The following is a 12,657-nucleotide window of genomic DNA, read 5'->3' on the forward strand; positions in this document are numbered from 1 at the left end:
AGCGCTTGTGTGCTAAAAAGCCTGTTAACTCAGTCACCTGAGGATCACGTTTCGCGCACCGAGTCAGTACAAGGGGTTGATATCCGCCGACACAGAGACCATATCGGTGTCTCGTCGCCAGTGGAAGGTGAATCAACGTGCGACGCATTCCAGGAAGAATCAATTTAGGTAAAGGTGAATATGGGTAAAGCTCTTGTCATCGTTGAGTCCCCGGCAAAAGCCAAAACGATCAACAAGTATCTGGGTAATGATTACGTGGTTAAGTCCAGCGTCGGTCATATCCGTGATTTGCCGACCAGTGGCTCAGCAGCTAAAAAGAGCGCCGACTCTACCTCCACCAAAACGGCTAAAAAGCCCAAAAAGGATGAACGTGGCGCTCTCGTCAACCGAATGGGGGTTGACCCTTGGCATAACTGGGATGCGCAGTATGAAGTGCTGCCCGGTAAAGAGAAGGTCGTCTCTGAACTGAAACAATTGGCTGAAAAAGCCGACCACATCTATCTCGCAACCGACCTTGACCGCGAAGGGGAAGCCATTGCCTGGCACCTGCGGGAAGTAATCGGGGGTGATGACACGCGCTATAGCCGCGTGGTGTTTAACGAAATAACCAAAAACGCGATTCGCCAGGCGTTTGATAAGCCAGGCGAACTGAATATCGACCGTGTTAACGCGCAGCAGGCGCGCCGCTTTATGGACCGCGTTGTGGGCTATATGGTGTCGCCATTGCTGTGGAAAAAAATTGCGCGAGGCCTGTCGGCAGGCCGCGTACAGTCCGTTGCCGTGCGTCTGGTTGTTGAGCGCGAACGTGACATCAAAGCGTTCGTACCGGAAGAGTTCTGGGAAGTGAACGCCAGCACGACAACGCCTTCTGGCGATGCCTTGCCGCTCGACGTTACGCACCAGAATGATAAACCGTTCCGTCCGGTTAACCGCGAGCAAACGCTGGCGGCGGTCAGCCTGCTGGAAAAAGCGCGTTACAGCGTACTGGAGCGTGAAGATAAACCGACCAGCAGCAAGCCTGGCGCGCCGTTTATCACGTCGACGCTGCAACAGGCGGCGAGCACGCGTCTGGGCTTTGGCGTGAAAAAAACCATGATGATGGCGCAGCGCTTGTACGAAGCGGGCTACATCACCTACATGCGTACTGACTCCACCAACCTGAGCCAGGATGCGGTAAACATGGTTCGCGGTTATATCAGCGATAGCTTCGGCAAGAAATACCTGCCGGAGAGCCCGAACCAGTACGCCAGCAAAGAAAATTCACAGGAAGCGCACGAAGCGATCCGTCCTTCTGATGTCGCGGTGATGGCCGAAGCGCTGAAGGATATGGAAGCGGATGCGCAGAAACTGTATCAGCTGATCTGGCGTCAGTTTGTCGCCTGTCAGATGACGCCAGCCCAGTACGATTCCACCACGCTGACGGTCGGTGCGGGTGATTTCCGCCTGAAAGCGCGTGGCCGCATTCTGCGTTTCGACGGCTGGACGAAAGTCATGCCTGCGCTGCGTAAAGGCGATGAAGACCGGACGTTGCCTGCGGTGAATAAAGGCGATGTGTTGACGCTGGTTGAACTGACCCCGGCGCAGCACTTCACCAAACCACCGGCGCGCTTCAGTGAAGCATCGCTGGTTAAAGAGCTGGAAAAACGCGGTATTGGTCGTCCATCCACCTATGCGTCGATCATCTCGACCATTCAGGATCGCGGTTATGTCCGCGTGGAAAACCGTCGCTTCTATGCTGAAAAAATGGGTGAGATTGTCACCGATCGACTGGAAGAAAACTTCCGCGAGCTGATGAACTACGATTTCACCGCCCAGATGGAAGACAGCCTCGACAAGGTGGCCAGCCACGAAGCCGAGTGGAAAAACGTGCTTGATAACTTCTTCAGCGATTTTACTCAGCAGCTTGATAAAGCGGAGAAAGATCCTGAAGAGGGCGGCATGCGCCCTAACCAGATGGTGCTGACCAGCATTGACTGCCCGACATGCGGGCGCAAGATGGGGATTCGCACCGCCAGCACCGGCGTGTTCCTGGGATGTTCCGGCTATGCGCTGCCGCCGAAAGAGCGCTGCAAAACCACCATCAACCTGGTGCCGGAAAATGAAGTGCTGAACGTACTGGAAGGCGATGATGCGGAAACCAACGCCTTGCGTGCAAAACGTCGTTGCCAGAAGTGCGGCACCGCAATGGACAGCTACCTGATCGATCCGAAACGCAAGCTGCATGTCTGCGGTAATAACCCGACCTGCGACGGTTACGAAATCGAAGAGGGCGAGTTCCGCATTAAAGGTTATGACGGCCCGATCGTTGAGTGCGAAAAATGTGGCTCTGAAATGCACCTGAAGATGGGGCGTTTTGGTAAGTACATGGCCTGTACTAACGACGAATGTAAAAATACCCGTAAGATTCTGCGTAACGGTGAAGTCGCGCCGCCGAAAGAAGATCCGGTGCCGTTGCCGGAACTGCCGTGCGAGAAATCGGACGCGTATTTTGTGCTGCGTGACGGCGCCGCAGGGATCTTCCTCGCGGCGAATACCTTCCCGAAATCGCGTGAAACGCGTGCGCCGTTAGTGGAAGAGTTGTACCGCTTCCGCGACCGTCTGCCGGAAAAACTGCGTTATCTGGCCGATGCGCCGCAGCAGGACCCGGAAGGCAATAAGACGCTGGTGCGTTTTAGCCGTAAGACGAAACAGCAGTATGTTGCCGCTGAAAAAGACGGGAAAGCGACGGGATGGTCCGCATTCTTCGTTGATGGCAAGTGGGTAGAAGGTAAGAAATAACAGTCACCTGGCTGAATTTCACTTAAGAGGGTCGCGCAAGCGGCCCTTTTTTATTCCGGGCTTATTATTTTTTCTTCGCATCTATACAGCTCTGATATAAATGATATAGTGGTTATAGTTAACGACTTTTTTATTATTAAATCGTATTAGCAGCGCGTGACGTGCTGCTTATCAAACGATGACATGACGGCGCTAATCTGGATGGTTTAACATGAAATTACAGCAGCTTCGCTACATTGTTGAGGTGGTTAATCACAACCTTAATGTCTCTTCCACCGCCGAAGGGCTTTACACCTCCCAGCCGGGCATCAGTAAGCAAGTTCGTATGCTGGAAGATGAGCTTGGCATCCAGATTTTCGCGCGCAGCGGTAAACACCTGACGCAAGTGACGCCAGCCGGGCAGGAAATTATTCGCATTGCGCGCGAAGTGTTGTCCAAAGTCGATGCCATCAAGTCCGTGGCGGGCGAACACACCTGGCCGGATAAAGGTTCTCTGTATATTGCCACCACGCACACTCAGGCGCGCTATGCGCTGCCAAATGTGATCAAGGGCTTTATTGAGCGCTATCCTCGCGTTTCATTGCATATGCATCAGGGGTCGCCCACGCAAATCGCGGAAGCGGTTTCGAAAGGGAATGCCGACTTCGCTATCGCCACCGAAGCGCTGCACCTGTATGACGATCTGGTGATGCTGCCATGCTACCACTGGAATCGCTCTATCGTCGTCACGCCAGAGCACCCGCTGGCCGCTAAATCATCGGTGACGATTGAGGAACTGGCACAGTATCCGCTGGTGACCTACACCTTTGGCTTTACCGGGCGCTCCGAGCTGGATACCGCGTTTAATCGCGCCGGGCTGACGCCGCGTATTGTCTTTACGGCAACCGATGCGGACGTGATAAAAACATACGTCCGACTTGGCCTGGGGGTAGGGGTGATTGCCAGCATGGCCGTCGATCCGATTTCCGACCCAGACCTGGTGCGTGTCGATGCGCATGATATTTTCAGCCATAGCACCACGAAAATTGGTTTTCGCCGCAGCACGTTTTTACGCAGCTATATGTACGACTTTATTCAACGCTTTGCGCCGCATCTGACGCGCGATGTTGTGGATACCGCCGTGGCCTTGCGTTCTAACGAAGAAATCGAAGCCATGTTTAACGATATTAAATTACCGGAAAAGTAATCACGCGCGTGAGTTTTCAGGTATCTCCAGACATGAGGAGATACCTGAATAACCACTAAATTTATGGATTATGGTTTTCGTTTTTTCTGCGATCATATTACCTGCATCGTATTCATGGAAAAGCGCCAGTAAAGTAGTTTCGAATTACCCGCCTCGCAAATTCCGCCTTTCAAATATTTATTTCCGGTCAAAAGATTGATTTATTCATGGGAAACGATTCGTAAATTCACTGGATTTTTGACTAAAGTTTCTTTAGGATTTGTCTCATCTGATGATTAATTGTACCGATTGTTTGGTGCTGAAATGATAAGTGATGCCGATTGTATGAGGTTAGCAATGCCTTCTGGAAACCAGGAACCCCGCAGGGACCCCGAGCTTAAACGCAAAGCATGGCTGGCGGTATTCCTCGGCTCTGCGCTGTTCTGGGTTGTGATTGCGCTGGTTATCTGGCAAGTGTGGGGGTAAGTCATGGTTTCGCAGGAACATCAGCAACCCTCAACGCCAGCACGTCAGCCTCGTGATAGCGTGAAGGAAGCGCGGAGCGAATGTGTGACGAATATTCCAGAATCCTGGAAACTCACACAACAGCAACAGGCATTTATTGATTCATTCGCTGAAGATGAGCAACAGAAACAATAATTGGCGATTTTTTTAATCATCATTTCCAGTACAGGTCATTAACATCCCGTACTGTATTTTCTTATACACCACAGCAATAAGCGCTGAGTAAATCTCAGCATAAAGTATTAAACAAATGTCGGTGTAGCCTATGCAAACTGTGAATCTTAAATATTGGTCATGGATTGGGGCGTTCTCAGTATCGCTCTTGTTCTGGGCTCAACTTATCTGGATTGTCTCTTTCTGATCGTATGCCGGTAAATGCCCGATGGCGCAACGTCATCGGGCCTGCGCATGCCGATTCCCGTCCGTAAGGTTTCTCCTCTTTTATCAATTCGGGTTGTTATCAAAACGTTACATTCTGTTTGTGTTATCTTTAATACTAACCCTGAGGAGAGTCAGGGTATCCAACCCTGTTATTAAGGAGGAGCTATGTCGTCAACCCTACGAGAAGCCAGTAAGGACACGTTGCAGGCCAAAGACAAAACCTATCATTACTACAGTCTGCCCCTGGCTGCCAAAAAACTGGGCGATATTACCCGCTTGCCCAAGTCGCTAAAAGTTCTGCTTGAAAACCTGCTGCGCTGGCAGGACGGCGACTCTGTTACCGAAGAAGATATTCAGGCGTTAGCCGGGTGGCTGAAAAAAGCCCATGCCGACCGCGAAATTGCCTATCGACCCGCCCGTGTATTAATGCAGGATTTTACCGGTGTCCCGGCGGTGGTGGATCTGGCCGCCATGCGCGAAGCGGTCAAACGCCTCGGCGGGGATACTGCGAAAGTGAATCCGCTATCCCCGGTAGACCTTGTTATTGACCACTCGGTAACGGTCGATCGCTTTGGCGATGATGACGCTTTCGAAGAGAACGTGCGTCTGGAAATGGAACGCAACCACGAGCGCTATGTGTTCCTGAAATGGGGGCAACAGGCTTTTAGTCGCTTCAGCGTGGTGCCGCCAGGAACCGGGATCTGCCACCAGGTGAACCTGGAGTACCTTGGCAAGGCCGTCTGGAGCGAATTGCAGGCGGGAGAATGGGTTGCATACCCGGACACGCTGGTCGGCACCGACTCCCACACCACGATGATTAACGGCCTTGGCGTGCTGGGATGGGGCGTCGGGGGGATTGAAGCGGAAGCCGCGATGCTGGGCCAGCCGGTCTCAATGCTCATTCCCGATGTTGTTGGCTTCAAGTTGACCGGTAAGCTGCGTGAAGGTATCACCGCGACCGACCTGGTGCTGACCGTGACCCAGATGCTGCGTAAACACGGCGTCGTTGGTAAATTCGTTGAATTCTACGGCGACGGTCTGGACTCCTTGCCACTGGCCGATCGCGCGACGATAGCAAACATGTCGCCGGAATATGGCGCGACCTGCGGCTTCTTCCCGATTGACGGCATCACCCTCGAATATATGCGTTTAAGCGGCCGTAGCGAGGAGCAGGTTGAGCTGGTCGAAACCTATGCCAAAGCGCAGGGGATGTGGCGAAACCCTGGCGATGAACCTGTTTTCACCAGTTCGCTGGAACTGGATATGGGGGATGTCGAGGCGAGCCTTGCCGGGCCGAAGCGCCCGCAGGATCGGGTTGCGCTGGCGGATGTGCCGAAAGCCTTCGCCGCGAGCACGGAGCTGGAACTGAACACCGCGCAAAAAGACCGGCAGCCAATCGATTATGTTATGAACGGCCATCAATACCAGCTCCCGGACGGCGCTGTCGTGATTGCGGCTATCACCTCCTGTACCAATACTTCAAACCCCAGCGTGCTGATGGCCGCCGGTTTGCTGGCGAAAAAAGCGGTAACGCTGGGACTGAAACGGCAGCCGTGGGTGAAAGCTTCGCTGGCGCCGGGATCGAAAGTGGTCTCGGATTACCTGGCGCAGGCGAAACTCACGCCTTATCTTGATGAGCTTGGCTTTAATCTGGTGGGGTATGGGTGCACCACCTGTATTGGTAACTCCGGCCCACTGCCGGAGCCTATCGAAACGGCAATCAAAAAAGGCGACTTGACGGTAGGCGCGGTACTTTCCGGCAACCGTAACTTTGAAGGCCGAATCCATCCGCTGGTGAAAACCAACTGGCTGGCGTCGCCGCCGCTGGTTGTCGCCTATGCGCTGGCGGGCAATATGAATATTAACCTGGCGAAAGAGCCGCTGGGCCACGATCGCAAAGGCGACCCGGTTTATCTGAAGGATATCTGGCCTTCCGCGCGGGAGATCGCCCGCGCCGTTGAGCTGGTGTCGTCAGAAATGTTCCACAAAGAGTATGCCGAGGTTTTTGAAGGGACGCCGGAATGGAAAGCGATCAATGTTGATCGCTCAGACACCTATGGCTGGCAGGATGACTCCACCTATATCCGCTTGTCGCCGTTCTTTGACGAAATGCAGGTTCAACCCGATCCGGTGGAGGATATTCATGGCGCCCGTATTCTGGCCATGCTGGGGGATTCCGTCACCACTGACCACATCTCCCCGGCGGGCAGCATAAAGGCGGACAGCCCGGCAGGGCGCTATTTGCAGAATCATGGCGTTGAGCGTCGGGACTTCAACTCCTACGGTTCGCGCCGTGGAAACCATGAAGTGATGATGCGCGGTACGTTCGCGAATATTCGTATCCGCAACGAAATGGTTCCCGGCGTTGAAGGAGGAATGACCCGACATTTGCCGGGGACGGAGGTGATCTCCATCTATGATGCAGCGATGCTGTATCAGCAAGAGAAAACGCCGCTGGCGGTGATTGCGGGTAAAGAGTACGGTTCCGGTTCCAGCCGTGACTGGGCGGCCAAAGGCCCGCGTTTGCTGGGTATTCGCGTCGTGATTGCCGAGTCGTTTGAACGTATTCACCGTTCAAACCTGATTGGTATGGGGATTCTACCGCTGGAGTTCCCGCAGGGCGTTACGCGTAAAACGCTTGGGTTAACCGGTGAGGAGACAATTGATATTGCCAGTCTGCAAAACCTGAAGCCTGGCGCCGCCATTCCGGTGACGTTAACCAAAGTGGATGGCAGCACAGAGGTGATTTCGTGCCGGTGCCGTATCGATACCGCAACTGAATTAACCTACTACCAGAATGACGGCATTCTGCATTATGTGATTCGTAATATGTTGCATTAAGACATAAAAAAGGCCTGATGGCGCGGTGCTCATCAGGCCTTTAATAGCAAAAATTTATTTACCCAATAAATGCCCCATCTTAGCGGCTTTGGTATCCAGATAGTGTTCGTTATTTGGGTTACGGCCAACAATCAGCGGTACGCGCTCAACAATATTGATACCTGCTTCCGTCAGAATTTCGACTTTCTTCGGGTTATTGGTCAGCAGACGGACTTCATCGACGCCCAGCAGTTTAAACATATCGGCGCACAGGGTGAAATCACGCTCATCGGCGGCAAACCCCAGCTGATGGTTGGCTTCCACGGTATCGTAGCCCTGATCCTGTAACGCGTAGGCGCGAATCTTATTGAGCAGGCCAATATTACGTCCTTCCTGACGGTGGTAGAGCAGAATACCGCGACCTTCTTCCGCGATATGCGTCAGCGCCGCCTCTAACTGAAAACCACAATCGCAGCGCAGACTAAACAATGCGTCGCCGGTCAGACATTCTGAATGGACGCGAGCCAGGACAGGGGTTTGACCAGAGATATCGCCATAAACCAGCGCGACGTGGTCGTGTCCGGTTGCCAGTTCTTCAAATCCCACCATCAGGAAATCGCCCCATGGGGTTGGCAGTTTGGCTTCTGCCACTCGTTTAAGCTGCATGTATTTCTCCAGATAATGCTGGTGTCATCGCCAATTGGCTTCTGTATGTTTCTATTTTGCCATAAGGCGGCGGACTTCACCTAATCGCTGCCGTGCGATCGCTTTTGGAATGGCACAAATTTGTCAATTTTCCGGCACGCCAGGTTTTCAGTTATGATTGTGGCACTTATCGACGAAAGGAGAGGTCATGCTTTCGATTGCGAAGCGCACAACCGTAGGCGCTGCTCTGTTGCTTGTGATGCCGGTTAGCGTATGGATTTCAGGCTGGAACTGGCAACCCGGACACTCGGTCTGGTGGTTAAAATCCTTATACTGGGTGACAGAAACGGTGACGCAGCCGTGGGGAATTATTACGCATGTGCTTCTGTGCGCCTGGTTTCTTTGGTGCCTGAGATTTCGCCTGAAAGCCGCAATGATGCTTTTTGCTATTCTGGCCGGTGCGATCCTGCTGGGGCAGGGGGTAAAATCGCTGGTGAAGGAGCGGGTGCAGGAACCCCGACCTTTTGTTATTTGGCTGGAAAAAACGCACCATATTCCCGTTGATGAGTTCTACACTTTAAAACGTAAAGAACGCGGGCACTTAGTCAAAGAACAACTGTCCGGGCAGCAGGATATTCCGGCTTTTCTGCGTCAACACTGGCAAAAAGAGACCGGATTCGCGTTTCCTTCCGGGCATACCCTGTTTGCCGCAAGTTGGGCGTTGTTGGCGGTAGGACTATTATGGCCGCGCAGGCGTACCCTTACGATTGCGATTTTGTTAGTCTGGGCGACAAGTGTTATGGGCAGTCGCCTGTTGTTGGGTATGCATTGGCCGCGTGATTTAGTTGTCGCGACGTTGATATCCTGGCTTCTGGTGACGCTGGCGACCTGGCTTGCTCAGCGCATTTGCGGGCCGCTTACGCCACCCGTTGAAGAGGCTCGCGAGATAGCGCAGCGGGAGCAAGAACGTTGACGGTGGTTGATTTTCCGTAATTTGCCCTTAAATCATGAGTGGACAGAACGCTTTTCCGTTTCGCGCGCGTCGCGAAAATGGTAATTTAAAGGGCTGAATGCGGTAAGTTGAACACGATTTATTCGCTCAAACCACATAACGGGAAGTAATGTGAAATATTTACTCATTTTCTTACTGGTGTTGGCGATTTTTGTTATTTCGGTGACATTGGGTGCGCAGAACGATCAACAGGTAACGTTTAATTACCTGCTGGCTCAAGGGGAGTACCGTATTTCTACGTTGCTTGCCGTTTTATTTGCCGCAGGCTTTGCTATTGGTTGGCTAATTTGCGGCCTGTTCTGGCTGCGTGTTCGCGTCTCCCTGGTGCGTGCCGAACGTAAAATCAAACGACTGGAAAACCAGCTTTCGCCTGCGACCGACGTTGCGGTATCTGCCGATTCGTCGGTTGTGAAGGAATAATCATTTATGCTGGAGTTGTTGTTTCTGCTTTTACCTGTAGCGGCAGCCTATGGCTGGTATATGGGTCGCAGAAGTGCGCAACAAACAAAACAGGACGAAGCTAACCGTCTTTCTCGCGACTATGTGGCGGGGGTTAACTTCCTCCTGAGTAACCAACAGGATAAAGCGGTGGATCTGTTCCTCGACATGCTGAAAGAGGATACCGGCACCGTTGAGGCTCATCTCACTCTTGGAAACCTGTTTCGCTCTCGCGGTGAAGTAGACCGCGCCATCCGCATCCACCAGACCTTAATGGAAAGCGCGTCGCTGACTTATGAGCAGCGTCTGCTGGCTGTGCAGCAATTGGGGCGTGATTACATGGCGGCCGGGTTGTATGACCGGGCGGAAGATATGTTCAACCAGCTCACGGATGAAACGGATTTCCGCGTAGGAGCGTTGCAACAGCTGTTGCAAATTTATCAGGCGACCAGCGACTGGCAGAAAGCGATTGATGTGGCAGAGCGGCTGGTGAAGCTCGGCAAAGATAAGCAGCGCATTGAGATCGCACATTTCTATTGTGAACTGGCGCTGCAACAGATGGGCTGCGATGATATGGATCGCGCCATGACGTTGCTGAAAAAAGGCGCCGCCGCAGACAAAAACAGCGCCCGTGTTTCTATCATGATGGGCCGTGTGTTTATGGCAAAGGGGGAATACGCCAAAGCGGTGGAGAGCTTACAGCGGGTTATCTCCCAGGATAAAGAGCTGGTCAGTGAAACGCTGGAGATGTTGCAGACGTGCTATCAGCAGCTTGGTAAAAATGATGAATGGGCGGAGTTCTTACGTCGGGCTGTGGAAGAAAACACCGGCGCCGCCGCTGAGTTGATGCTTGCCGATATTCTGGAAGCGCGGGAAGGGCACGACACTGCGCAGGTCTATATCACTCGCCAGTTACAGCGCCATCCGACCATGCGGGTGTTTCATAAGCTGATGGATTATCACCTCAATGAGGCAGAAGAAGGGCGCGCAAAAGAGAGCCTGATGGTGCTGCGTGATATGGTCGGTGAGCAGGTGCGCAGCAAACCGCGTTATCGCTGCCAGAAGTGTGGGTTTACCGCCTATACCATGTACTGGCATTGTCCTTCCTGCCGGGCGTGGTCGACGATTAAACCTATTCGCGGCCTCGACGGGCAGTAGTTTTAAAAAAGTCTGCATTTTAGTTACAACATACTGTTGGTTTTTACCTGTCCCTCACGCTGACATCCGGGCAATATCGCCTCGCAGGGGTACAATCGCGCCTGTTCATTTTGCCCTTGCGCAGGTAGAATGCACGCCGTTTACCCATTTCGCGCCGCACCCGGTGCCCATCATCAAGAAGGTCTGGTCATGACGTTTACTGCTTCATCTTCTTCCCGCGCTGTTACCGATTCTCCTGTCGTTGTTGCTCTGGATTACAATAATCGTGATAACGCGCTGGCTTTCGTCGACAGAATCGACCCGTGTGATTGCCGCCTGAAAGTCGGCAAAGAGATGTTCACGCTGTTCGGCCCGCAGTTGGTTCGTGATTTGCAGCAGCGCGGCTTCGATATCTTTCTTGACCTGAAATTTCATGATATTCCAAATACCACGGCACATGCCGTTGCGGCGGCGGCAGATCTGGGCGTATGGATGGTTAACGTCCATGCGTCAGGTGGGGCTAGGATGATGACCGCAGCGCGCGAAGCCTTACTGCCGCTGGGTAAGGATGCGCCATTGCTGATTGCGGTGACGGTACTGACCAGCATGGAAGCCAGCGATCTGGCGGATCTTGGCGTGACGTTGTCACCGGCTGAGCATGCGGAACGTCTGGCGCGCCTGACGCAAAATTGCGGGCTGGATGGTGTGGTCTGCTCGGCGCAGGAAGCGGTGCGCTTTAAGCAGGAATTTGGCGCAGAGTTTAAGCTGGTAACGCCGGGTATCCGTCCTCAGGGGTCTGACGCTGGCGATCAGCGCCGCATCATGACGCCGGAACAGGCGCTGGCGGCGGGCGTGGACTATATGGTTATAGGACGACCGGTTACGCAGTCTGCTGACCCTGCGCAAACCCTGAAGGCCATTAATGCATCACTGAAACGGGGAGCCTGATGAACAATTCTGACAGCCGTCTGGTCTATTCCACGGAAACGGGCCGGATTGACGAACCGAAAGCGGCGGTTGAACGCCCAAAGGGGGATGGTATCGTCCGTATTCAGCGCCAGACCAGCGGGCGGAAAGGTAAGGGTGTGTGCCTCGTTACCGGCATTGATATGGATGATGCTGAACTGACCAAACTGGCCGCTGAGCTGAAGAAAAAATGCGGCTGCGGTGGGGCGGTTAAAGAGGGAATAATTGAAATTCAGGGCGATAAGCGCGATCTGATTAAATCATTACTGGAAGCCAAAGGAATGAAAGTTAAACTGGCTGGCGGCTAATGAAAAAAGCCACGGTAGTTATTTATCGTGGCTTTAAATTTCACTGTGTATATTTAGAGTAAAGACCTGTAAAGAATTATCGTATTATTATTTCGAGCCGGTCGACCGTAGATTATTTACCTACCTGATGGCCGATAACACCACCTACCGCAGCCCCGCCAAGTGTACCCAGCGTGCTACCATCAGTTAAAATGGCACCGCCCAACGCCCCAGCCCCTGCACCGATCGCAGTGTTACGGTCACGTTTAGACCAATTAGAGCAAGCGCTCAGAGACATCGCCAGGGTAATTGCCAGAACAGCGGCGGTCATTTTTTTGCTCGTCATAAACATAATACTTTCTCCTGAATAATTGATTCACGGAAGTAAGTTCTCTTTAATTATAGCTAAAATGATGTTCATTAAAGCCATTAAAGAGACTGTCCGCAAAACCTTGTTGCGCAGGGGTAACAGCTTAAAATCACGCAGGTGATAGTCACTTCCT

General features: G+C 52.8%; 13 protein-coding genes. 11 read left to right on the forward strand and 2 right to left on the reverse strand.

What is annotated here, in order from left to right; translation table 11 throughout:
• Nucleotides 1-180: 180 nt before the first annotated feature.
• The 6 genes from topA (at nucleotide 181) to acnA (ending at nucleotide 7,690) form a co-directional block, all read left to right on the forward strand.
• Nucleotides 181-2,778 (forward strand): type I DNA topoisomerase, encoded by a 2,598-nt coding sequence (topA, locus tag OGX81_RS20120; protein ID WP_071258408.1) that lies wholly within the window; start codon nucleotides 181-183, stop codon nucleotides 2,776-2,778.
• A 211-nt stretch (nucleotides 2,779-2,989) separates the two neighbouring features.
• Complete coding sequence (gene cysB, locus OGX81_RS20125) at nucleotides 2,990-3,964, forward strand: HTH-type transcriptional regulator CysB (RefSeq protein ID WP_012132231.1); 975 nt, start codon at nucleotides 2,990-2,992, stop codon at nucleotides 3,962-3,964.
• 303 nt (nucleotides 3,965-4,267) lie between these two features.
• On the forward strand, nucleotides 4,268-4,429 hold the full coding sequence (locus OGX81_RS20130) for a YmiA family putative membrane protein (RefSeq protein ID WP_012132233.1): 162 nt from the start codon (nucleotides 4,268-4,270) through the stop codon (nucleotides 4,427-4,429).
• A gap of 3 nt (nucleotides 4,430-4,432) precedes the next feature.
• Entirely contained in the window at nucleotides 4,433-4,603 is a 171-nt protein-coding gene (locus OGX81_RS20135; RefSeq protein WP_096753854.1) for a YciX family protein, read from the forward strand.
• A gap of 130 nt (nucleotides 4,604-4,733) precedes the next feature.
• Entirely contained in the window at nucleotides 4,734-4,829 is a 96-nt protein-coding gene (gene ymiC, locus OGX81_RS20140; protein WP_223849120.1) for a small membrane protein YmiC, read from the forward strand.
• Nucleotides 4,830-5,014: 185 nt separating this feature from the next.
• Nucleotides 5,015-7,690, forward strand: a complete 2,676-nt coding sequence (gene acnA / locus OGX81_RS20145; RefSeq protein ID WP_104868611.1) for an aconitate hydratase AcnA — start codon at nucleotides 5,015-5,017, stop codon at nucleotides 7,688-7,690.
• A 54-nt stretch (nucleotides 7,691-7,744) separates the two neighbouring features.
• Here acnA and ribA read toward each other — a convergent pair whose 3' ends face one another.
• Complete coding sequence (gene ribA, locus OGX81_RS20150) at nucleotides 7,745-8,335, reverse strand: GTP cyclohydrolase II (protein ID WP_012132238.1); 591 nt, start codon at nucleotides 8,333-8,335, stop codon at nucleotides 7,745-7,747.
• Nucleotides 8,336-8,522: 187 nt separating this feature from the next.
• Between ribA and pgpB the strand changes: the two genes are divergently transcribed.
• From pgpB to yciH, 5 genes are all read left to right on the forward strand, one after another.
• On the forward strand, nucleotides 8,523-9,287 hold the full coding sequence (pgpB, locus tag OGX81_RS20155) for a phosphatidylglycerophosphatase B (protein ID WP_012132240.1): 765 nt from the start codon (nucleotides 8,523-8,525) through the stop codon (nucleotides 9,285-9,287).
• Between the two features lie 150 nt (nucleotides 9,288-9,437).
• A complete protein-coding gene (lapA, locus tag OGX81_RS20160) occupies nucleotides 9,438-9,746 on the forward strand; it encodes a lipopolysaccharide assembly protein LapA (RefSeq protein WP_047463550.1) in 309 nt (102 codons plus the stop codon).
• Between the two features lie 6 nt (nucleotides 9,747-9,752).
• The gene (lapB, locus tag OGX81_RS20165) at nucleotides 9,753-10,922 is read left to right on the forward strand and encodes a lipopolysaccharide assembly protein LapB (RefSeq protein WP_012132243.1); all 1,170 of its coding nucleotides are present in this window, start codon (nucleotides 9,753-9,755) and stop codon (nucleotides 10,920-10,922) included.
• A 189-nt stretch (nucleotides 10,923-11,111) separates the two neighbouring features.
• Nucleotides 11,112-11,849, forward strand: coding sequence for an orotidine-5'-phosphate decarboxylase (gene pyrF / locus OGX81_RS20170; RefSeq protein WP_104869129.1), 738 nt, complete (start codon nucleotides 11,112-11,114; stop codon nucleotides 11,847-11,849).
• Nucleotides 11,849-12,175: a stress response translation initiation inhibitor YciH gene (gene yciH, locus OGX81_RS20175; RefSeq protein WP_012132245.1), complete on the forward strand. Its 327-nt coding sequence runs from the start codon at nucleotides 11,849-11,851 to the stop codon at nucleotides 12,173-12,175. Before pyrF ends, yciH begins: the two co-directional genes overlap by 1 nt.
• A gap of 112 nt (nucleotides 12,176-12,287) precedes the next feature.
• On the opposite strand, the gene osmB is transcribed toward yciH, so the two are convergent.
• Nucleotides 12,288-12,506: an osmotically-inducible lipoprotein OsmB gene (osmB, locus tag OGX81_RS20180; protein WP_012132246.1), complete on the reverse strand. Its 219-nt coding sequence runs from the start codon at nucleotides 12,504-12,506 to the stop codon at nucleotides 12,288-12,290.
• Nucleotides 12,507-12,657: the final 151 nt, after the last annotated feature.

It is taken from the genome of Citrobacter sp. CK206 (assembly GCF_030333125.1).
Lineage (GTDB): Bacteria > Pseudomonadota > Gammaproteobacteria > Enterobacterales > Enterobacteriaceae > Citrobacter_B > Citrobacter_B koseri.